The organism is Microbacterium sp. TPD7012, assembly GCF_003075395.1.
Taxonomy (GTDB): domain Bacteria; phylum Actinomycetota; class Actinomycetes; order Actinomycetales; family Microbacteriaceae; genus Microbacterium.
Genome location: NZ_QDFV01000002.1, coordinates 241,092 through 263,214 on the forward strand (window position 1 = coordinate 241,092; position 22,123 = coordinate 263,214).

Genomic DNA, 22,123 nt, shown 5'->3' on the forward strand with positions numbered 1-22,123 from the left:
GTCATCGCAGGAAGGCCGCGGCGACGCCGGAGTCGACGGGGATGTGGAGTCCGGTCGTGCGGCTGAGCTCGGGTCCTGTGAGCACGAAGACGGCATCCGCCACGTTCTCGGGCACGACCTCTCGCTTGAGGATCGTGCGGTTCGCGTAGTACTGGCCCAGGTCCTCTTCGGCCACGCCGTAGGTCGCGGCGCGGTTGGCGCCCCAGCCCGAGGCGAAGATGCCGGAGCCGCGCACGACGCCGTCGGGGTTGATGCCGTTCACACGGATGCCGTACTCCCCGAGCTCCACGGCCAGCAGCCGCACCTGGTGCGCCTGATCGGCCTTGGTCGCCGAGTAGGCGATGTTGTTCGGGCCCGCGAAGACCGAGTTCTTCGACGAGATGTAGATGATGTCACCGCCGAGCTTCTGGTCGATGAGCGCCCGGGCCGCAGCCTTCGAGACGAGGAACGAGCCCTTCGCCATCACGTCATGCTGCAGGTCCCAGTCCTTCTCGGTGGTCTCCAGCAGCGGCTTCGAGAGGGAGAGCCCCGCGTTGTTCACGACGAGGTCGACGCCGCCGAACGCGAGCAGCGCCTGGTTCAGCGCGGCCTGGATCGCGTCGGCATCCGCCACGTTCGCCGCGACGCCGATCGCGACGTCGGCATTCCCGAGCTCCGCCGCGGCGGCCTGCGCCTTCTCGAGGTCGAGGTCGGCGATGACGACGCAGGCGCCCTCCGCCGCGAGACGGGTGGCGATGGCCTTCCCGATCCCGGATGCCGCACCCGTGACGAACGCGATACGGCCCTGGTGGCTCTGGGGCTTCGGCATCCGCTGCAGCTTCGCCTCCTCCAGCGCCCAGTACTCGATGCGGAACTTCTCGGCGTCGGAGATGGGGGAGTAGGTGGACAGCGCCTCTGCGCCGCGCATCACGTTGATGGCGTTGACGTAGAACTCGCCGGCCACGCGGGCGGTCTGCTTGTTGGCGCCGTAGGAGAACATGCCCACGCCGGGGATCAGGACGATGAGCGGGTCGGCGCCCCGGATCGCGGGGGAGTCCGTCGACGCGTGCGCGTCGTAGTAGGCCTGGTAGTCGGCGCGGTACTCCTCGTGGAGCTCGTGCAGACGCGCAGTCTGCTCCTCGATGGATGCCGTCGGGGGCAGGTCGAGGATCAGCGGCTTGACCTTGGTGCGCAGGAAGTGATCGGGGCAGCTGGTGCCGAGGGCGGCGAGAGCCGGCGCCTTCTCGGACGCCAGGAAGTCGAGCACGACGTCGGCGTCGGTGAAGTGGCCGATCTGGGGGCGGTCGTGCGAGGCGATGCCGCGGACGGTCGGGGCGAGGGCGGCGGCGCGCTCGCGGCGCTCGCTCTCAGGCAGGGCCTCGTAACCGGCGCGGACGCCGCCGAAGGGCTCCGCCTTGCCGTGCGCGCCGATGTACGCGGCGGCCGTGTCGATGATCCAGAGGGAGTTCGCCTCGACCTCTTCGGAGGTGTCGGCCCACGCGGTGATCCCATGACCGCCCAGGATGCAGCCGATCGCCTGCGGGTTCTCGGCCTTGATCGCCGCGATGTCGAGTCCGAGCTGGAAACCGGGGCGCCGCCACGGCACCCAGACGACCTTGTCGCCGAAGATGGTGGACGTCAGCGCTTCGCCGTCGGCGGCGGTCGCGATCGCGATGCCGGAGTCGGGGTGCAGGTGGTCGACGTGCGCGGCATCCACGAGGCCGTGCATCGCCGTGTCGATCGAGGGAGCCGCGCCGCCCTTGCCGTGCAGGCAGTAGTCGAAGGCCGCGACCATCTCGTCCTCGCGCTCGAGCCCGGGGTAGACGTCCGTGAGCGCGAGCAGACGGTCGAGCCGCAGCACGGCGAGTCCGGATTCCTTCAGCGTGCCGAGGTCTCCGCCGGATCCCTTGACCCAGAGCAGCTCGACCGGCCGGCCGGTGACCGGATCGGTCGCCGCGCCCTTCGCGGAGGTGTTGCCGCCGGCGTAGTTCGTGTTCTTCGGGTCGGCGCCCAGGCGGTTCGACCGCGCGATGAGAGCGGCAGAGGTCGGGTTCGTCATCAGTCTTTTCCTCGGTTCGAAGGGTCGATGGGCGGGGTGCTCAGGCGCCCCAGCCGGCCTGCACGCCGCCCACGCGCTCGGCGGCGATCTTCTGCTGGTAGCCGGATGCCGCGTACGCGGCCATCGGGTCGCCGGCGAGGCCGCGCGATTCGCGCCACTCGGCCAGGGCCGGGCGGACGTCGGTGTAGAACGCGTCCATGAAGACGGCGTTCGCGGCGAGGACGTCGCCGGACTTCTGCGCCGCGGTCAGAGCGTCGCGGTCGACGAGCAGCGCGCGGGCCGTCATCTCCTGCACGTTCAGCACCGAGCGGATCTGGCCGGGGATCTTGTCCTCGACGTTGTGGCACTGGTCGAGCATGAACGCGACATCCGGGTTGTTCAGCCCGCCGCCGCGGATGACCTCGAAGAGGATGCGGAACAGCTGGAACGGATCGGCCGCGCCGACGATGAGGTCGTCGTCGGCGTAGAAGCGGGAGTTGAAGTCGAACGACCCGAGCTTGCCGAGGCGCAGCAGCTGCATCACGATGAACTCGATGTTGGTGCCGGGCGCGTGGTGCCCGGTGTCGAGGCAGACCATGGCCTTGTCGCCGAGCGCGCTCACCTGGGCGTAGGACGTGCCCCAGTCGGGGACGTCGGTGTGGTAGAAAGCCGGCTCGAAGAACTTGTACTCCAGCACGAGGCGCTGGTCGTCGCCGAGGCGGTCGTAGATCTTCTGCAGCGACTCCTGCAGGCGGTCCTGGCGTCCGCGGAGGTCGGCCTGACCCGGGTAGTTCGACCCCTCGGCGAGCCAGATCTTGAGGTCGCGGCTGCCGGTGGCGTCCATGACGTCGATGCAGGCGAGGTGGTGGTCGATCGCCTTCTGCCGGATCGCCGCATCCTCGTGCGTGAGGGCGCCGAACTTGTAGTCGTCGTCCTGGAACGTGTTGGAGTTGATGGTGCCGAGTGCGACGCCGTGGTCCTCCGCGTGCTTGCGCAGGTCGTCGAAGGAGTCGACGAGGTCCCACGGGATGTGCAGCGCGACCGAGGGAGCGAGGGCGGTGTAGGCGTTCACCTGCGCGGCATCCGCGATCTTCTCCCACGGATCGCGCGGCGTGCCCGGCGTGCCGAACACCTTGAAGCGGGTGCCGGAGTTGCCGAACGCCCAGCTGGGGAGCTCGATGCCCTGCTGCTCGAGAGCGGCGAGATTGTCGGTCGAGAGGATGCTCATGAGGCGCTGCCTTCGGTGTCGGCGCGGTCGACGTCGACCGCGTAATGAATCGTTTCAACAATAGGACGGATGAAGGGACTCCGCAACTGCGGCGCTACGGTGTCGCTATGGAACATCAGGAACGCGCGCTGTCCGCGTACGTCGCGCAGGTGGCCGCCGACCCGCAGGTCCTCGGCGTGGTCCTCATCGGCTCGCTGGCGCGGGGGACGGAGCGGGACGACTCGGATGTCGACGTCTACCTCGTCGTCACCGAGGAGGCGTTCGCCCGTGCCGGCGCCGAAGACCGATGGGCGTGGATCGATCGACATGGCGTGGACTACCCGGGTTCGTACATCGACGTGAAGCTCGCCGACCTCGCCTATCTGCGCACGGCGGTCGATCGTGCCGACGACCCCACCAGGGCGTCGTTCGCCGGAGCGCGCGTCGCGTTCACCCGCACCGATGAGCTGGAGCCCCTCGTCCAGGCGGTCAGCGCCCTCGACGACGAGGTCTGGGCGGGCCGTGTCAGCTCGCACATCGCCCAGGCGCACCTGCACGGCGGATACTTCCTCCGGCAGGCCGAGGAGCGCGACGACCCCTTCCTGCTCCAGCACGCGGCCGTGCACCTGGCGTTCGCGGCGGCGCGCGCCGCGATCGCGGCCGACCACCGGCTGATGCCGGGGCCGAAGTACATCCACCGACTGGTCCGGGAGGTGCCCAGCGCCGACGGATTCGTCGCGGCCTGGGACCGCCTGGTCGCCGAGCCGTCCACGGCATCCGCGGAGGCGCTGACGACGATCCTGGACGACTGGCTGGGCGGCGGCCAGACGCGCGATGAATCCCTCTCGATCTTCATCCGCGACAACGAGCTCGCGTGGCTGCGCGGCACGACGCCGGCGGAGTACTTCTGACACCGGTCAGCCCTTGACGGCGCCGCTCGTCATGCCCGCCACGATCTGCCGGTTGAAGAAGATGTACATGACCAGCGGCGGGATGGTGATGAGCAGGATGTTCATGAACAGCAGGTTCCACTGGCTCAGACTCTGGCTCTGGAAGTTGTAGAGCGTCAGCTGCACAGTCGCGTTCGCGTCGCCGGGCAGGAAGTAGAGCGGTCCGGTGAAGTCGTTGAACACCGCGACGGACTGCACCACGATCACCGTGATCGCGACGGGCTTGAGCAGCGGCATCACGACCGTGAAGAAGAGCCGCAGGGGGCCTGCGCCGTCGATCACCGCCGCCTCGTCGAGCTCGCGCGGGATCGTCGAGATGAACGCGCGGAACAGCAGGATGCAGAAGCTCAGGCCGAACGTCGCCTCGATGAGGATCATGCCCGGCATGGTCTTGAAGAGCCCGATGCCCTGCAGGACCCAGATCGTCGGCACCACGGCGGGCGGGACGATGAGGCCGGCCAGCACGAAGACGTTGATCACGTGGTTCCAGCGCGACTTGCGGCGCTGCAGGATGTACCCGACCATGGCGGCGAAGACCACCATGATCGCGACGCTCGCCACGGTGAGCACCGTCGAGTTGATGAACGCGCGCACGAGCATCCAGTCGCGGGTCTCGAGGACCGTGACGACGTTCTCCCACAGGTACCAGCCCTGCGCCGGCAGCGAGAACTCGAACAGCGAGGCCTCTGCCGGGTTCTTCGCCGCCGTGAGCACGATGAACGCGAACGGGACGATGAAGACGATGATCGACGCGATGATCGCGATGATCCCCACCACGTAGCGGCTGAGGAACCGCCGTGGGGTCATCGGACGGCGGTCCTGGCGACGGATCCTCGCCTTCGACGCACCGGCCGTCGTGATGGTGCGGGTGAGGGTCATTGCTCCACCTGCCTCTTGTTGAGGATGTACTGGATCGGCACGATGATCGCGGTGACCACCAGGAAGAGCACCACGTTGCCCGCGGTGGACAGACCGTAGAAGCCCGCCTGGTACTGCTTGTAGATGACCGAGGCGATCACGTCGCTGGTGAAGCCGGGGCCGCCCTTGGTCATGGCCCAGATGAGCTCGAAGGACCGCAGTCCGCCGATCAGCGACAGCAGGATGACGGTCGCGGTCGCGGGCTGCACGAGCGGGAGCGTGATGTTCTTGAATCGCTGCCAGGCTCCGGCGCCGTCGACCTTGGCCGCCTCGAAGTACTCCTGCGGGATCGCGACGAGGCCGGCGATGAAGATGAGCGTCGCGATGCCCACGCCCTTCCAGACGTCGACGAGCGCGACGGACATGAGCGCCCAGGCCGGATCGGTGAGCCAGCCGGGCCCCTCGACGCCGATGAGCGACAGGCTCTGGTTGATGAGACCGTCGAACGGATCCATCAGCACCTTGAACGTGATGCCGATCCCCACGGTGGAGACCAGGACCGGGAAGAAGATCGTCGACCGCAGGTAGCCGCGGCCGAGGATGGAGCCCGTCAGCAGCAGCGCGAGTCCGAGCCCGAGGACCACCTTCAGGGCGGAGGTCACGAACCCGTAGACGAACGTGTTGACGAAGCCCTGCACGAGCATGGGCTCGGTGAAGAACTGGACGTAGTTGTCGAAGCCGATGAACTGGATGTCGAACAGCGACCAGCGGGTGAGGCTGAAGTAGAACGAGGCGAAGGTCGGGATGGCGAACAGGACGATGTAGAGCACCGCCGACGGGATGTAGAACCACGTCGGGTAGGAGCTCCTGATTCCCTTTCGCCCCCGGGGCGAGGTCTTGGCGGCGGGTGGCGTCGCGATGGCGGTCATGGGTCTCTCCGTCGAGTGAGGTCGGCGGGTGCGGGCCCCGTGCAGGGCCCGCACCCCGGGATCAGTCGTCGATCACCAGCCGTCGAGGCCCAGCTGCTGGGCCTGCTTCTTCACGTCCTCGTCGTAGAGTGCGGCGCCGTCCTCGGCGGAGCGGATGCCGCTGCCGACCTCGACCGTGATGTTCTCGAGGTTCGGTCCCTTGATGGGGGAGAGGAACTCGAGGGCGGGGTTCGTGTTGTCCTCGTCGAAGTACACCTGCATGTCCTTCAGCAGGCCGGGCACGTCGTCGCCGAGCTCGCAGGTGCTGATCGCGTAGGGTCCGGAGGGGACCATCGCGGTGTTCTGCACGTCGCAGCCGGCCGGCGAGTTGATGAACGCGACGAACTTCTTCGCCGCCTCGAGCTGTGCGCCCTCGGTGGTCTTCGGCACGTACACCGCGTTCGGGAGCCAGACGGTCAGCTTGGTGTCCTCGGCCTTCTGCGCCGGCAGCGGGAAGACGCCGACATCCTCGATCTGGTCGGGGAAGTTCTGCTGGAACGTCGAGACGATCCCGGTGAGGATCGGGTAATGCGCGCCCTCGCCGGTCGCCACCATCCGCGCTCCGTCGTCGTACAGGGCGGACGCGAAGTCCTCGTTCCACCAGCCCTCTTCGAATCCCTCCTGCTGGTTGGCGAAGCCGGCCAGCGCGGGCTCGTCGACGTACTTGCGCTCGCCGGCCGTGTACTCGCTGCCCCAATCGGCATCCTGCGCGAGCACGTTGCCGAAGTCGCCGAGCACGAACAGCTGGCTGGTCCACGTGTCGCCGTACGTCTGGATGACCGGGGTGATGCCTGCCGCCTTGATCGCGGCGTTGTTGGACGCGAACTCGTCCCACGACGTCGGGACCTCGAGGCCGAGATCGGCGTAGATCTTCTTGTTGTAGACGACGGCACCGGCCTGGGTCGCGCCGAACGGTGCGCCGTAGACGCCGTTCTCGGTCTCGACCACGGCCTTCATGGTGTCCTGCATGTCGCCGACCCAGGGCTCGTCGGTGAGCGGGGCGAGGTTCTGGTCCGGGTTCAGCGCCTGGAACAGCGAACCGGAGTTGTACCAGAACACGTCGGCCATCTCGCCCGTGGCGAGCTTGGTCTTCATGAGGTTGTCGCCCTCGGTGCCGGCCGGCTGGGACTCCACCTTGACGGTGATGTCGGCGTTCTCCTCCTCGAAGGCCGCGATCATGGCCTCGGCGGATTCGACGTTCGTCCCCGCGTTCGGGACGAGGAAGGTGATCTCGACGCTGCCGTCGGCGCTCTCGCCTCCTCCGCCCGTGCTGCAGGCGGCGAGCGGGACGGCGAGGGCTGCGACGCCTGCTGCGGCGAGGAGAACCCTTCGACTACGGGTGTTGTCCATCCTTTACCTCCATGTAAAAGCTGACTCTTGTGACGATCTCTGCACTGAGAGCGTTCGGCGTCGAAGGGTTGAAACCATTCAACGTCGGTACCGTACGACGATCCGGAGTGAGAGTCAACGATTGTCACCGAATCGTCAGAACCTGCGTCCGGCTCCGTACGGGCGCTGCGGCGTCGCTCGGCATCCGGACCTTGACATCCGATCATGAATCGTTTCAGGATCGACTCGTGTGCCGCGATGAAGCGCACGCGGGGAATGATGACCGTGACCTGACATGAAGGCGGGAAGAATGACTCTGACAGTGGCGCGCGTCGACGTGGACGCGCCGTACCGCAGCGATGCGGTCGCCGTGGCCGCTCCGGCGATCAGCTGGGCGACCGAGGCCTCCGCGCCGGGATGGACGCAGGATGCCGCGGAGCTCGAACTCACCGGCGACGGCGTGCAGACGCACGTCGTCAGCGGACGGGAGTCGGTCCGCATCCGCTGGCCGTTCCGCCCGCTGCGTCCGCGCGAGGAGGTGCACCTGCGCGTGCGCGTGACCGGTGCCGACGGTGCGGTGTCGGAGTGGAGCACCCCGCGGCGCATCGTCGCGGGCTTCCTCGCCGACGGGGAGTGGCAGGCGAAGAGCATCGGCGTCGCGGCCCCCGCATCCTCGGCGGAGCCGGCCGAGCTGCGACGCGTGGTCGCGCTCGACGGTGACGTGCGTCGCGCCACGCTGTATGCGACGGCGGTCGGCGTCTATCAGGTGTCGATCAACGGCGTCGATGTCGACGACCAGCTGCTGAAGCCGGGATGGACGCCGTTCCAGGCCCGCACGGTGCACGAGACGACCGACGTCACCGGACTGCTCTCTGCGGGCGAGAACACCATCGCGGTGCGACTCGCGGGAGCGTGGGCGACGGAACGCTACGGCTTCCGCGACGAGGCGGCCACGGTCTACGGCGATCAGCCCCGTTTCGCCGCGCAGCTCGTCATCGAATACGCCGACGGGCGCACCGAGACGATCGTGACGGATGCCGACTGGCAGAGCGCCCCCGGCCCGATCACGGCCAGCGGCCTGTATGCCGGGGAGGAGCACGACGCCCGCCTCGCCGCGTCGGCGTGGGCGCCGGTCGCGGTGGTCGAGGACGTGCCGGTGCCGGGCGCCCGCGTCTCGCCGTTCGTCCGGCGGATCGAGGAGCTCCCGGTCGTCGAGGTCATCACGACCCCCTCCGGGAGGACGGTGGTGGATTTCGGGCAGAACCTCGTCGGGCGGCTGCGCATCCGGGTCGACGGCGAGGCGGGACAGGTGGTCACCCTGCGGCATGCGGAGGTGCTGGAGCACGGTGAGCTCGGCACGCGTCCGCTGCGCGCCGCCGCCGCCACCGACCGGTACACGCTGGCCGGAGGGGGCGTCGAGGTGTGGGAGCCCGAGTTCACCTTCCACGGATTCCGCTACGCCGAGATCGACGGCTGGCCGGGTGCCTTCGATCCGTCCGACGTCACGGCCGTCGTGATCCACAGCGACATGGAGCGCACCGGGTGGTTCGACACCTCGCATCCGCTCGTCCGACGGCTGCACGAGAACGTCGTGTGGGGTCTTCGCGGCAACTTCCTGTCGGTGCCGACCGACTGCCCGCAGCGTGACGAGCGACTCGGGTGGACCGGCGACATCCAGGTGTTCACGCCCACCGCGAGCTTCCTCTACGACGTACGCGGATTCCTCGACTCCTGGCTGCGTGATCTCGCGATCGACCAGGTCGACGGCGTCGTGCCGTTCGTCGTCCCGAACGTGCTCGGGCCGGCGCAGCCGGCTGCGGCCTGGGGCGACGCCGCGACCGTCGTGCCCTGGGTCCTGCATGAGCGGTTCGACGACCTCGAGACGCTCGAACGGCAGTACGACAGCATGAAGGGCTGGACCGATGCCGTCGTCGGGCTGTCCGGCGAGCGGCGGCTGTGGGAGGGGATGTTCCAGTTCGGGGACTGGCTGGACCCGGATGCTCCGCCGGAGCGACCGGCAGACGCGAAGACGTCCGCCGACATCGTCGCGACCGCCTACGTGTTCCGCTCCGCCGACCTCACCGCGCGGACGGCCGCGCTGCTCGGCAGAGACGACGACGCGGCGGAGTACGCGCGGATCGCGGAAGAGGTGCGGCTCGCCTTCCTCGGGGCGTACGTCTCGGCAGAGGGGCGGATGACATCCGATGCGCAGACCGCCTACTCCCTCGCCATCGTGTTCGACATCGTGGATCCCGGGCGGCGGCAGGCTCTGGGCGACCGGCTTGCGGAGCTCACCGCGCAGGGTGACCACCGGATCGGCACCGGGTTCGTCGGGACGCCCATCATCGCGGACGCCCTCACCCGCACGGGGCACATCGATGTCGCGCAGCGGCTGCTCACGCAGACCGAGAACCCGTCCTGGCTGTACCCGGTGACGATGGGGGCGACGACGATCTGGGAGCGCTGGGACTCGATGCTGCCGGACGGCACGATCAACCCCGGCGAGATGACCTCGTTCAACCACTACGCGCTCGGGGCGATCGCGGACTGGCTGCACCGCACCCTCGCGGGACTCGCGCCCGCGGCGCCGGGATACGCGCGTCTCGCTATCGAGCCCCATCCGCTGGACGGGTTCGACTTCGCCGAGGCCGTGCACCTGACCCCGTACGGAGAGGCGCGCGTGCGATGGGAGCGTTCCGACGGCGGCGTCGTGATCGACGCGCAGGTTCCGGCGAACACCGAGGCGGATGTCGTGCTGCCGGATGGCCGACGGCACGTCGTCGGCTCCGGGAGTCACCGTTGGGTCTCGACCGCGGTGAGCGCGCGGCGAGCCGAGGACAAGGAGTAGGCGGGGCTGCGGCGTGCCGTACACTCGCGGACAGTGCACGACAGGAAGGGGCACCCGTTGGCAGTGAGCGTGCGCGAGGTGGCCGCGACCGCCGGCGTCTCCGTCGGCACCGTCTCCAACGTCCTGAACCGGCCGGACAAGGTCGCCGAGGGCACCGTACAGCGCGTGCGCGACGCGATCGAGAAGCTCGGCTTCGTGCGCAACGACGCTGCGCGTCAGCTGCGCGCCGGTCGCAGCCGGAGCATCGGGCTCATCGTGCTCGACGCGGGCAACCCGTTCTTCGCCGACGTCGCCCGCGGCGCCGAGGCTCGCGCGGACGAGGACCACCTCTCGGTCCTGCTCGGCAACAGCGACGAGGATGCCGCGCGGGAGAACGGCTACCTCGATCTCTTCCGCGAGCAGCGGGTGAACGGGGTGCTGATCACGCCGTCCTCCGACGATGTCGCCGGGATCCGGAGGCTCGCCGATGCCGGCACCCCGGTGGTCCTGGTCGACCACGAGATCCCCGGGAGCGGGTTCTGCTCCGTCTCCGTCGACGACGTCGAGGGCGGGTACCTGGCCACGAGGCATCTGCTCGAGATCGGCCGCCGACGCATCGCCTTCCTCGCCGGCCCCGGTTCGCTCACCCAGGTCGCCAACCGTCTCGCGGGCGCGCGACGCGCGGTCGCCGAGGTGCCCGAGGCCGAGCTCGAGGTGATCGAGGTTCCGGCGCTGACCGTCCTGCACGGACGGGAGGCCGGCGAGTCGATCGTCGCGAGGGCCGGGGCCCACTGTCCCGACGCGGTGTTCGCGGCGAACGACCTCCTCGCGGTGGGACTGCTGCAGGCGCTCACGATCCTCGGGAGCGTGCGCGTGCCCGAGGAGATCGCGCTGATCGGCTACGACGACATCGACTTCGCGTCGGCCACGGTCGTGCCGCTGACCTCGATCCGGCAGCCGGCGCGGCTCATCGGACAGACGGCGGTCGATCTCCTGCTGCGGTCGATCGACGATCCCGATGGCGAGTACGAGCGGAACGTGCGATTCCGCCCCGAGCTCGTCGTGCGCGCCTCGACCGCCGGCTGACCCGCCGTCCGATGGACGACGGTCTCGCCGTCATCAGCTCCGCGAGTCGTCGCCGGATGCCGACAGGGTGCGAGCGCTCCAGGCGCCTTCGATGCGGTGGCTGCCGCTGCCCACCTCGTGGCGCTCGCCACCGGGGAGCTCCACGGTCGCGGTCGTGCCCGTCGGCACGGTGACATCGACCCGCAGTGATCCGCCGTCGACGCGCCAGGCGATCTCGGCCCGTCCGTAGGGCGTCTCGTGCGCGGCGCGCGCGTGCGTGAACCCGCCGCCCGGCGTCGGGGCGAAGCGGATCGACCGGTAGCCCGGGGCTGCGGGCGCGAGCCCGGCGACGGTCCGATGCAGCCAGTCGGCCACCGCGCCCAGGGCGTAGTGGTTGAACGACGTCATCGTGCCGGGGTTCACGGTGCCGTCGGGGCGGAGGCTGTCCCAGCGCTCCCAGATCGTCGTCCCGCCCTGCAGAACCGCATAGAGCCACGACGGCGCCTCGGTCTCCAGGAGCAGGTCGTATGCGGCATCCGCGTGGCCGGTGACGGTGAGGGCGTCGGAGACGAGGGGTGTGCCGACGAAGCCGGTGGCGATGCGGTGCCCCGCCTCCTCCACGAGCTCGGCCAGACGGGCCCCCGCCGTCGCGAGATGCTCATCCGACACCAGCTCGAAGGCGATCGCGAGCGAGTAGGCGGTCTGCGCATCGCTGGTCATCCGGCCGTCCTCGCGCACGTAGGTCGCCGTGAACGCCGCGCGCACCTCGGCTGCGAGCTCCGCGTATCGCGCCCGGTCGTCGTCGTGACCCAGCACCTCGGCCATGCGGGCGACGCGGTCCGCGGAGCGGGCGAAGTACGCCGTCGCGACCAGGTAGCGGTCGGTCGTCGCATCCGCCGGGTCCTCGGGCGGGGCCGCGGGGTCGAGCCAGTCGCCCAGCTGGAAGCCCTCGTCCCAGAGCCGATCCTCGCCGGCGAGCCGTTCGAGCAGATCGACCCACTTCTTCGCACTCTCGTACTGGTCGCGGAGGATGCGGGTGTCCCCGAATCGCTCGTAGAGGGTCCACGGCGTGAAGGTCGCGACGTCGCCCCACGCCGCGCCGGGGCGGATCGGCGTCCACTGCTTGTCGGCGGGGATCACCGGGACGTACCAGGGAACCGTGCCGTCGGGCAGCTGCTCGATCGCGACATCCTTCAGCCAGCTCGAGAGCATCCCCGAGACGTCGTACAGGAAGGATGCCGTCGGAGCGAACACCTGCAGGTCGCCGGTCCAGCCGATCCGCTCGTCGCGCTGCGGGCAGTCCGTGGGGATGTCGAGGAAGTTGCCCCGCATGCTCCAGACGACGTTCTCGTGCAGCCGGTCGACCTGGGCGTTCGACGACTCGAACCACCCCGTGCGCTCCATGTCGGTGTGGTAGACCCGGGCGACGATGTCTCCTGCCGCGACCGCAGCATCGAGTGCGTCCGCGTCTCCGGGCCACTCGATCTCCGCGTACCGGAAGCCGTGGAATGTGAATCGCGGCTCCCACTCCTCGACGCCGTCTCCGGCGAGGACGTACTCGTCCGTCGACTTCGCGTCGCGGAGCGGGCGCGTGTAGATCTCGCCCTGCTGCAGCACCTCGGCGGTGCGGAAGCGCACGACGTCGCCCGCCTGCCCGGTGACGCGGAAGCGCGGACGCCCGACGAGGTTCTGACCGAAGTCGAGCACGCGCCGGCCGCTGGGCGTCGTGAGCAGCTCGACCGGGGCCACCTCCTGCGTGCAGCGGACGGGCGGGCCTTCCGGGGCGGTGAGGGTCGCGGGGTCGCGATGTGCCGCGACGACCCGGGACCAGCCGGCGGCGTCGAAGCCCGGCCGCGACCAGCCCGCGATCTCGGCGGCGACGCGCGCGTCGTAGGTCTCGCCGTCGTAGTTCCCGGTGTGCAGGATCGGGCTCGGCGCCGCACGCCAGTCGCCGTCTGTCACGATCGTCTCGGTCGAGCCGTCGGCGTAGCGCAGCTCCAGCTGCGCCAGCAGCGAGAGGTCGGTGCCGAAGACGTTGCGGAAGCCTCCGCGCCAGCCCATGCGTCCGCGGTACCAGCCGTCGCCGAGCCAGGCCCCGATGGCGTTGGGACCCTCGTCGATCGCGTCGGTCACGTCGTAGGTGTAGTAGCGGAGCTTCTGCCGGTACGGCGTCCAGCCGGGGGACATCGCATCGTCGCCGACACGGTTGCCGTTGATCTCGACCTCGTAGACGCCGTGCGCGGTGACGTACAGGCGGGCCGACACGAGTCCTCCTCGCGCGGCGAAGTCCCGCCGCAGCACGGACGGGCGGCGCTCGTCGCTGAGCGGGTTCTCGTTCCAGTTCGCGCCGACGGCCAGCGCCGACCAGTCCCCGGGCTCGAGCAGCCCAGCCTCGACCGCCGCGGGTTCGCTCCAGTCCGAGACCGAGCCGTCGTCGCCCGAGACGCGGACGCGCACCACCGCGCGTTCCCGCGAGGCGAGCGGATGCCACGGCCACGCGCGCAGGACCGAGTCTTCGTCGGTGGCGGAGGCGGTGGACACCTCGTCGCCGCGTGTCACCTCGAGTTCGTATGACGCCTGCCTCCATCCCGCCGACGCCTGCGTCTTCCAGGAGATGCGGGGAGCGGATTCGCCGATGCCGAGGGCGTGGCGGTGGTGCTCGAACGTGGGCGCAGCGACGACGATGCTCATGAGTCTCCAGATCGGGGTGTGTCTCGATCATCGCGGATGGATTGACACGTTTCAAGTGCGGGCGGGAGGATAGGGGGGAACGAAAGGATCCCCATGCGCGTCGTCGTCACCGGCAGTTCGGGAAAGCTCGGGCGTGCCACCGTGGAGCGGCTGCGCGCCGACGGCCACGAGGTCGTGGGATTCGACATCGTCGGGGAGCCGGGATTCGGCTTCGTCCGGGTGGATCTGCAGGACTACGGGCAGGTGCTCGACGCGCTGCTCGGCGTCACGGCCCGCCACGACGGCCTCGAGGCCCTCGTGCATCTCGCCGCGCTGCCCGTGAACGGACTCGTCCCTGATGCCGCCACGTTCACGAACAACATGAACGCCACGTTCCATGTGCTCCACGGCGCCCTCCGCGCCGGCATCCGCACCATCGTGCAGGCGTCGAGCATCACGGCGATGGGCTTCCCCGACTTCGCGAATCTGACGACGCTTCCGGTGGACGAGGGGTACGTCGAGGCGAACAACACGTACGCGCTGGGCAAGGTCGCCGAGGAGGCGATCGCCGCACAGCTCGTGCACTGGGCCGAGGGGACGAGCATCACCGCGCTGCGGTTCACCAACGTCGTCGCGGAAGGGGAGTACGCGACCTTCGAGCGGGCCGGTGCCGCCGACTACCGCCGCGACCTGCTCGGCACCTACGTCGACGCGCGCGATGCGGCCACCGCCGTCGCCCTCGCGCTCGAGCACGCGTCCCCCGGCTTCGAGGTCTACAACGTCGCGGCGTCCGACTCCGGGGTGTCGATGCCGACCGCCGAGTACGCGGCGCGCAACTACCCGGGGGTCCCGCTGCGGGAAGGGCTCGGCGAGTTCGAGACCCTGATGTCGATCGACAAGGCGCGCGACCGGCTCGGATTCGAGCCCGCCCACCTGTGGCGCGAGGAGTATGCGGCGGCACAGCACTCGGCCCCCTAGGCGGCTCCCGGAGCCGCGCCTTCGCCTATCGAGGCCCGTCATGGGCTCGGGGCGACGTGCGACCAGGCTCCGGCCAGAGTCCGCAGCGTGCCGAGGCCGGGTGCCAGTCTCTCGGCGAGGTTCGTCGGTGCCGCCGGCGCCCCGACCTTCACCCCCACCTGTCGGAGGCTCGCCGGCTTCGCGACGGCCACGGCATCGGCGAGAGCCGCCGCGGTGAGGAGCGACTCCGGGTCGACGTCGGCGACGGCCAGATGAACGTCCTCCCACGGAAGGCTGCGCGAAGTGGCCTGGTCCGACACGCCGGACACGGTGAAGCCCCAGAGCGTCCCCGCCGCACGCAGCCGCTCGAGGTGCTCGACGGCACCGCGCGGCATGCGCGTCTCGATGACCGAGCGGCCCCAGTTGACGGCCTGGCCGATGGCGGCGCCGCTGCGCTCGGTGGCCGTGCGCACGGCGTCGATCTCGTCGTCCAGCGACAGCCACCCCTTGGCCGGAGGGTGGGTCGACGTCGACGCATCCGAGTGCTCGACCAGAAGCCGCACGTCGGCCCAGTCCCAGCCGGCGATCTCGGTGAGCGACGCGGCGAGGTGCGTGCCGCCCGCTGCTCCGGTGGCGGCCAGGGGAGCGGACTGCAGCTCGACCGCGGTCACGGCGAGCGGACCGAGCGCCGCACGCAGCGCGAAGACCTCGTCGTGCAGCCGTGCCACGTCGTCGACGGCGCGACGGCGACCGCCCGCGTCGGCGGAGGCGAGTCCATAGGAGCGGTCCTCGGCGACGATCGCGAGCGTGTGCGGCATCGCGGTGACGATGTTCCGCCATCCGGGATCGAGCAGGGAGCGGAGTCGCTCGACGCCGCGCGGATGCAGGCCGTGCAGGAATCCGAGTTCGAGCCCGCCGATGAGCGGTTCCGCGCGGAGGAGGCGGTACCACTCGCCTTCCTCCTGCGCGGAAGCGGCGAGCTCGGCCGGAGCGGCGTTGTAGGCGGCGTAGGTGAACATCGCTCAGACCGCGGTCGTCGTGGTGCGGATCCGGTAGAGGCTCGTCGAGGCCGTGATGAAGAGGTCCTGGCCGTCGTCGCCGCCGAACGTGCAGTTCGAGACGGTCTCGGGTACGGCGACGTGGTGGAGCAGCTCGCCGTCCGGTGCGTAGACGTAGATCCCGTCGCCGGCCGAGCTCCAGAGCCGGCCCTCGCGGTCGACCGCGAACCCGTCGGAGGCACCGATCGGCGGCTTCGCGAACTCCCGTCCGTCGCCGACGACCGTCGCCCCGTCGACCTCGAACACGAGGACCTGCTGGGCCTCCGGGTGGTCGGCGTAGAACCCCGTGTCGGCGACGTAGAGCCGGGAGCCGTCGGGGGAGAACGCGATGCCGTTGGGATGCACCATGGTCGTGACGACCGGTTCCGCCTCGCCGGTGATGGGATCCCAGCGGAACACGAAGCAGGCGTCGTACTCGGAGTTGCCCGGGTGTCCTTCGCGACCGCTGGGGTGGATGCCGTACGGCGGATCCGTGAACCAGATCGCCCCGTCGGCTGCCACGGCGAGATCGTTCGGGGAGTTGAACCGGCCGCCGCTCCAGCGGTCGACGATCACCTCGGGTCCTGCCGCTCCCTCGCGCTCGATCGCGCGTCGGCCGTGGCTGCACTGCACGACCCGGCCCTCGTGGTCCAGTGCGCGCCCGTTCGTGTACTCGGCGGGCTGGCGGAAGGTCGAGACCTCGCCGGTGGCCGCATCCCACTCGAGGATGCGATTGTTCGGGATGTCGCTCCAGCGCAGTCGTCGGATCGCGGGCAGCCAGATCGGGCCTTCGCTCCACTCGGCGCCGTCGGCGAGGCGCTCGAGTTCGGCTCCTGACGCGATCAGACTCGGTGCGGATGCCGTTGACATGTGAATTCTCCTATGAATAAACTTGCGCTGAAACGGTTCAGAACCGACCGTAGCACTCGCGGCGAGGAGATCCCACGATGACGTCCCGGCAGCGGCCGACTGTTCTGGTGCTCGGCACCTCGGGGCTCGGCTCCGGCGACGAGGAGGCCGCGGTCGAGACCGCCCTGGCGCTGCTGCGCAGCGGACACCTCATCGACACCTCCAACAACTACTCCGGCGGATCATCCGAGCGCATCCTCGGACGGGCGCTCGCGGCCATGACTCCCGAGGAGCGCACCTCGGCAGCCCGCCGGATCCTCACGAAGGTCGATCGCGATCCGGAGACCGGTCGCTTCGACGCCGACCGCGTGCTGCGCTCGGTGGAGGAGAGTCTAGGGCGACTCGGCGTCGACGCGGTGCCACTGCTGCACCTGCACGATCCGTACGTCGTCACGGTCCGTGATGCTCTCGCGCCCGGCGGAGCGGTCTCCGCGCTCGTGCGACTGCGCGACGAGGGCGTGGCGGCCGCGATCGGCATCGCCGCCGGCCCCGTTCCCCTGCTGCAGCGCTATCTCGACAGCGAGCTGTTCGACGCGGTGCTCTGCCACAACCGCTACACGCTCGTCGATCGCAGCGCCGCATCGATGTTCCGCGACGCGCACGAGCGCGGCCGGCGCGTCTTCAACGCGGCGCCGTTCGGCGGCGATCTGCTGGCACGAGGGCCGAGAGAGGGTGCGCGGTACCACTACCGGCCGGCATCCGATGCTCTTCGCGACTGGACCGCGCAGGCGGACCTCGTGTGCGCCCGTCATGCGGTCTCCCTGCCGGCCGTCGCCCTCGCCCTCTCCCTGCGCGAGGAGATGATCGACGGCACGGTTGTCGGCGTCTCCTCGCCCGAGCGACTCGACGCCCTCCTGCGGCTCGCGGCCACGTCCATCCCCGACGCGGTGTGGGATGAGCTCGCCGCTCTCGGACCCGCGCCGTCGCCCATCGATGACAGCGGGTACGGAGCCGACGAATGACCGGTCGCTACTGGGAGAGCACTCTGCCCGGTGCCGGTCGGCGTGCGCCGCGCGCGGATGCCGTGAGCGACGCCGCGGTCCTCAGCCTCAACGGCACCTGGCGCTTCCGGCTGTCCCCGACCGCCGCCGGGACGGGTCACGGCTTCGTCGCGACGGACTTCGACGACACCGACTGGGACGAGATGCGCGTCCCCTCGCACTGGGTCCTCGAGGCCTTCACCCCGCTCGTCGGCGGCCCCGCGCGCCGCATGCTCGGCACGGAGGAGGGGCCGCTCTACACGAACACGGCCTACCCGATCCCGCTCGATCCGCCGTACGTGTCGACCGAGAACCCGACGGGCGACTACCGCCTGGTCTTCGACGTCCCCGCCGACTTCGGCCCTGCGGTGCTGCGGTTCCAGGGCGTGGACTCGTGCGCGAAGGTCTGGCTGAACGGCGAGGAGCTGGGCTGGTCGACGGGCAGCCGGCTGCCGTTCGAGTTCGACGCTCCCGTGCGCGCCGGCCGGAACGTGCTCGCGGTGCGGGTGCACCGCTGGTCGGCCGGCACCTACCTCGAGGACCAGGACATGTGGTGGCTGCCCGGCATCTTCCGCGACGTCGAGCTGATCTCGCGGCCGACGGGCGCGATCGATGACCACTTCGTGCACGCCGACTACGACCACGTCACCGGCCTCGGCACCCTGCGCGTCGACGCCTCGATCGATGCGGTCGTCGTGATCCCCGAGCTGGGGATCGAGATGCCGGCGGGGGAGACCGCGACCGTCTCCGTGGAGCCCTGGAGCGCCGACATCCCCCGTCTCTACCGTGGCACCCTGCGGGCGGCGGGAGAGACGGTCGAGCTCGCTGTCGGATTCCGTCGCGTCGAGATCGTCGACGGCGTGTTCGTCGTCAACGGCTCTCCGCTCACGTTCCGGGGAGTGAACCGCCACGAGCACCACCCGGACACCGGGCGCACGCTCGATCGCGAGACGATGATCCAGGACATCGTGATGATGAAGCGCGCGAACATCGACTCGGTCCGCACGAGCCACTACCCGCCGCACCCCGAGTTCCTGCGCCTGTGCGACGTGTACGGGCTGTGGGTGGTCCTCGAGGTCGACCTGGAGACCCACGGCTTCATCTACGAGGGCTGGGAGCACAATCCACCGGCGCTGCCGGAGTGGCGCGAGGCGATCATGGATCGTCTCCGCCGCACGGTCGAGCGCGACAAGAACCACCCGAGCATCGTGGTCTGGTCGCTCGCGAACGAGAGCATGTCGGGAGACGGCTTCACCGAGATGCGCCGCTGGCTCGACGAGCGCGATCCGTCGCGGGTCGTGCTGTACGAGCGCGACCCGAGCTATCGCGACTCGGACTTCTACGCGCTGATGTACCCGTCGCTGGAGCTGCTCGAGAGCATCGGACGGCGCGAGGAGCCGCGCGGCGGCAAGCTCAGCATGCACGGCATGGTGTTCGACGACCCTGACGAGCCGCTTCCCGCCGGCGTGACCGAGGCCGAGGAGGAGCGCCGCCGCGGGCTGCCGTTCCTGCTGGTCGAGTACGCCCACGCGATGGGCAACGGGCCCGGCGGCCTGCAGGACTACTGGCGGGTGCTCCGCGCGTACGACCGGCTCTGCGGCGGCTTCGTGTGGGAGTGGATCGACCACGGCATCAATGCGGTCGACGCCGACGGGCACGCGTTCGTCCTGCAGAGCGAGGACATCGACTACGAGCCGCGCGGCGGCCGCTTCAGCCTCGACGGGCTGGTGCTGAGCGACCGCACTCCGAAGCCGGCCCTCGCCGAGCTCGCGAAGGCGCACGAGGTGATCGACATCGAGGTCGGCGAGCGGGTGCGCATCGCGAACGAGCGGCACGCGGCCGACACCTCCGACCTCGGGTTCCGCTGGTCCGTCGAGGCCGACGGGCGCGTCGTCGCGAGCGGAGTGCTCGATGTGCCGCCGATCGCGCGAGGAGAGCGCGTCGAGACCGCGATCCCGGATGCCGCGGCATCCGCTCTTCGTGCGACGGATGCCGTGCTGACGGTCGAGGCGGCGCTCGCGGCCGCGACCGCATGGGCACCGGAAGGGCATGTGATCGCCTGGGGGCAGAAGGTCGCGGAGCCGGTCGAGGAGGCCGCGCGGCCCGGGCGGGGCATCGCGGCGGTGGCCTCCCGCGACGGTGACGTCATCCGCGTCGGGGAGGCGTCGTTCGATGCCGCCACCGGCCGCCTGATCGGGCTCGGCGACCTGCCGCTCGACGGCCCCTGGATCGACCTGTACCGGGCGCCCACCGAGAACGACCACGGACAGGGCGACCACAACAACCTGGCGGCCGTGTGGCGCGCCACCGGTCTGCACCGCCTGCTGCACCGGGTCGATGACGTCGCCGTCGATGGCGAGCGTCTCGTCGTGCGCGGACGTACTGCGCCGCGCACGCACCCGCACGGCGTCGCCTGGACGATGACGTGGATGCCGGACGGCGACGGCGTGCGCCTGGACGCCGCCGTCGATTTCGTGGGCCCCTGGGCCGACACGCCGTTCAAGCACCGGGACATCTGGGTGCCGCGGCTCGGACTGCGCTTCGCCCTGCCCGCCGCCGCCGACCGGGTCGCGTGGTTCGGCCGCGGGCCGGAGGAGACCTATGCCGACTCGGTCGAGGGCGCCCGCGTCGGCCGCTTCGAGCGCACGATCGACGCCCTGCAGACGCCGTATCCGATCCCTCAGGAGAACGGCAACCACACGCAGACGAGGTGGCTGGAAGTCTCAGGGGACGGCATGCCCGCCCTGCGCGTCGACGGCGAGCCCTTCGACTTCGCAGCGCGGCGATGGACCTCGGAGCAGCTCGAGGCTGCGCGTCGCCCGAGCGACCTCGTCGCGGGCGACCGGGTGTGGCTGAACCTCGACCATGGTCAGCAGGGGATCGGCTCGGCATCCGTCGGCCCGGCTCTCCCCGAACGGTACCGCGTTCCGCGAGAGCGCACCGCGTGGAGCGTGCGGCTGTCCGTCGTGTGACACCCCGAGAGGCCAAGTGTTGGCGCGGACGGCGCATACCAACACTTACGGCTCTAAGTGTTGGTAATATCGCTGGTATGCCCACGGCTTCCCCGACCATGCGAATCTCCGTCGACGCTGTCGCGCACGAGAGTCTTCACTGGACGCCGCGCGCGCCCGAGATGTACTCGCGAGCCGAGGTCGAACGGCAGACGGGGTCGTATGAAGCGACGATCACTGCACGGCTCGCGGAGTGGCGCCCTCGGATATCCGCCGAAGACGCGGCGGACATCGAGGATGCGACCCGTCGCCTGGTCGCCTTCGACGACCACGCCCAGCGCAGGCTCGGCATGGGCAGTCCTGTCCTCGGGCCGATGGCGGCGATCCTGCTGCGCACCGAATCCGCGTCGAGCTCGCAGATCGAGCAGCTGACGACATCCGCAAAGCAACTCGCCCTCGCCGAGATCGACGAAGGGGGGAAGAGCAACGCGCTCACTGTCATCGGCAATGTCCGTGCAATGGAAGCGGCTCTGGCGCTCTCTGCAGACATCACGGAAGACGCCATCCTCCAGATGCACGCAGCGCTCCTTCGGCATCAGGTCGGATCCGAGCAGGACGCCGGCCAGTACCGCCAGGAGCAGGTCTGGATCGGGGTGGGGAATGCAGGTCCGCGCCTGGCCGAGTTCGTCGCGCCTCACCAGCAGCGGATTCCCGCCGCGATGGCCGACCTCATCCGATTCGTCCAGCGGCAGGACCTCTCCATCCTGGTCCAGGTCGCCGTCGCGCACGCACAATTCGAGACCATTCATCCGTTCGTCGACGGCAACGGCCGAACCGGCCGTGCACTGGCGCAGTCGATCCTGCGGAACAAGGGGCTGGTCGGCTCGACAGCGGTGCCGATCTCCGCAGGCCTCCTCCTGGACACGGGAAGCTACTTCGCAGCCCTCACCTCTTTTCGTGAGGGGGATGCGGGGCCGATCATCCGGGCGTTCGCCGCCGCGAGCCGTGTCGCTGCGACGACGGGAACGCAGCTCGTCGATGATCTCGTCGCCGAGCTGGACGGATCGCGCAGCCGGATGCAGGGCCTCCGCGCCGACGCCGCAGCGTGGAGGCTGCTGCCCGCACTGGTCGGCCAGCCTGCTGTGAACACGCAGTACCTCGTGGACACACTCGGCTTCGGCGAGATGGCAGCTCTGCGCGCGCTGGGCGCGCTCGCCGACCGAGGAGTGCTCGTCGAGACGACCGGCAGGGGGCGCAATCGTGTCTGGCAGCACCGCGGGATACTCCGTGTCCTCGACGGATACGCCACGAAGATCCGCCGGATGACGCCCGTCAGGTAGATCCGCTCGCTCGACGCTGACACCCTCTTGACGCCGTACTTGTATTTTGCAAGTATGA

General features: G+C 69.8%; 15 protein-coding genes. 7 read left to right on the forward strand and 8 right to left on the reverse strand.

Annotation, left to right across the window (positions count from 1 at the left end; translation table 11 throughout):
* Window position 1: 1 nt before the first annotated feature.
* Complete coding sequence (locus tag DC434_RS05200; protein ID WP_116634227.1) at window positions 2–2,038, reverse strand: bifunctional aldolase/short-chain dehydrogenase; 2,037 nt, start codon at window positions 2,036–2,038, stop codon at window positions 2–4.
* 40 nt (window positions 2,039–2,078) lie between these two features.
* On the reverse strand, window positions 2,079–3,245 hold the full coding sequence (gene rhaI / locus DC434_RS05205; protein WP_116634228.1) for an L-rhamnose isomerase: 1,167 nt from the start codon (window positions 3,243–3,245) through the stop codon (window positions 2,079–2,081).
* Between the two features lie 107 nt (window positions 3,246–3,352).
* On the opposite strand from rhaI, the gene DC434_RS05210 reads away from it, so the two are divergent.
* A complete protein-coding gene (locus DC434_RS05210) occupies window positions 3,353–4,135 on the forward strand; it encodes a nucleotidyltransferase domain-containing protein (RefSeq protein ID WP_165808001.1) in 783 nt (260 codons plus the stop codon).
* A gap of 6 nt (window positions 4,136–4,141) precedes the next feature.
* On the opposite strand, the gene DC434_RS05215 is transcribed toward DC434_RS05210, so the two are convergent.
* From DC434_RS05215 to DC434_RS05225, 3 genes are all read right to left on the reverse strand, one after another.
* Window positions 4,142–4,981, reverse strand: a complete 840-nt coding sequence (locus tag DC434_RS05215; RefSeq protein WP_165808027.1) for a carbohydrate ABC transporter permease — start codon at window positions 4,979–4,981, stop codon at window positions 4,142–4,144.
* 68 nt (window positions 4,982–5,049) lie between these two features.
* The gene (locus tag DC434_RS05220) at window positions 5,050–5,961 is read right to left on the reverse strand and encodes a sugar ABC transporter permease (protein ID WP_116634231.1); all 912 of its coding nucleotides are present in this window, start codon (window positions 5,959–5,961) and stop codon (window positions 5,050–5,052) included.
* 72 nt (window positions 5,962–6,033) lie between these two features.
* Window positions 6,034–7,350: an ABC transporter substrate-binding protein gene (locus DC434_RS05225; RefSeq protein ID WP_116634232.1), complete on the reverse strand. Its 1,317-nt coding sequence runs from the start codon at window positions 7,348–7,350 to the stop codon at window positions 6,034–6,036.
* A gap of 289 nt (window positions 7,351–7,639) precedes the next feature.
* Between DC434_RS05225 and DC434_RS05230 the strand changes: the two genes are divergently transcribed.
* Together DC434_RS05230 and DC434_RS05235 are read left to right on the forward strand one after the other, a co-directional pair.
* Window positions 7,640–10,177: an alpha-L-rhamnosidase gene (locus DC434_RS05230; protein WP_116634233.1), complete on the forward strand. Its 2,538-nt coding sequence runs from the start codon at window positions 7,640–7,642 to the stop codon at window positions 10,175–10,177.
* 57 nt (window positions 10,178–10,234) lie between these two features.
* Window positions 10,235–11,242: a LacI family DNA-binding transcriptional regulator gene (locus tag DC434_RS05235; protein WP_207769909.1), complete on the forward strand. Its 1,008-nt coding sequence runs from the start codon at window positions 10,235–10,237 to the stop codon at window positions 11,240–11,242.
* A gap of 33 nt (window positions 11,243–11,275) precedes the next feature.
* Here DC434_RS05235 and DC434_RS05240 read toward each other — a convergent pair whose 3' ends face one another.
* Window positions 11,276–13,912: a glycoside hydrolase family 78 protein gene (locus tag DC434_RS05240; protein ID WP_116634234.1), complete on the reverse strand. Its 2,637-nt coding sequence runs from the start codon at window positions 13,910–13,912 to the stop codon at window positions 11,276–11,278.
* 93 nt (window positions 13,913–14,005) lie between these two features.
* Here DC434_RS05240 and DC434_RS05245 point away from each other — a divergent pair, with 93 nt between their 5' ends.
* Window positions 14,006–14,869 carry an NAD(P)-dependent oxidoreductase gene (locus DC434_RS05245; RefSeq protein WP_116634235.1) on the forward strand — a complete coding sequence of 288 codons (864 nt, stop codon included), beginning with the start codon at window positions 14,006–14,008 and terminating at the stop codon, window positions 14,867–14,869.
* A gap of 38 nt (window positions 14,870–14,907) precedes the next feature.
* Here DC434_RS05245 and DC434_RS05250 read toward each other — a convergent pair whose 3' ends face one another.
* Both DC434_RS05250 and DC434_RS05255 read right to left on the reverse strand, forming a co-directional pair.
* On the reverse strand, window positions 14,908–15,867 hold the full coding sequence (locus tag DC434_RS05250) for a DUF4862 family protein (RefSeq protein ID WP_116634236.1): 960 nt from the start codon (window positions 15,865–15,867) through the stop codon (window positions 14,908–14,910).
* Between the two features lie 3 nt (window positions 15,868–15,870).
* On the reverse strand, window positions 15,871–16,755 hold the full coding sequence (locus DC434_RS05255; RefSeq protein ID WP_116634237.1) for an SMP-30/gluconolactonase/LRE family protein: 885 nt from the start codon (window positions 16,753–16,755) through the stop codon (window positions 15,871–15,873).
* 77 nt (window positions 16,756–16,832) lie between these two features.
* Between DC434_RS05255 and DC434_RS05260 the strand changes: the two genes are divergently transcribed.
* The 3 genes from DC434_RS05260 (at window position 16,833) to DC434_RS05270 (ending at window position 22,065) form a co-directional block, all read left to right on the forward strand.
* Window positions 16,833–17,756, forward strand: coding sequence for an aldo/keto reductase (locus tag DC434_RS05260; RefSeq protein ID WP_116634238.1), 924 nt, complete (start codon window positions 16,833–16,835; stop codon window positions 17,754–17,756).
* Window positions 17,753–20,746, forward strand: a complete 2,994-nt coding sequence (locus DC434_RS05265; RefSeq protein WP_116634239.1) for a glycoside hydrolase family 2 TIM barrel-domain containing protein — start codon at window positions 17,753–17,755, stop codon at window positions 20,744–20,746. The genes DC434_RS05260 and DC434_RS05265 overlap by 4 nt, the downstream gene beginning before the upstream one ends.
* Window positions 20,747–20,823: 77 nt before the next feature.
* Window positions 20,824–22,065: a Fic family protein gene (locus tag DC434_RS05270; RefSeq protein ID WP_243408820.1), complete on the forward strand. Its 1,242-nt coding sequence runs from the start codon at window positions 20,824–20,826 to the stop codon at window positions 22,063–22,065.
* Window positions 22,066–22,123: the final 58 nt, after the last annotated feature.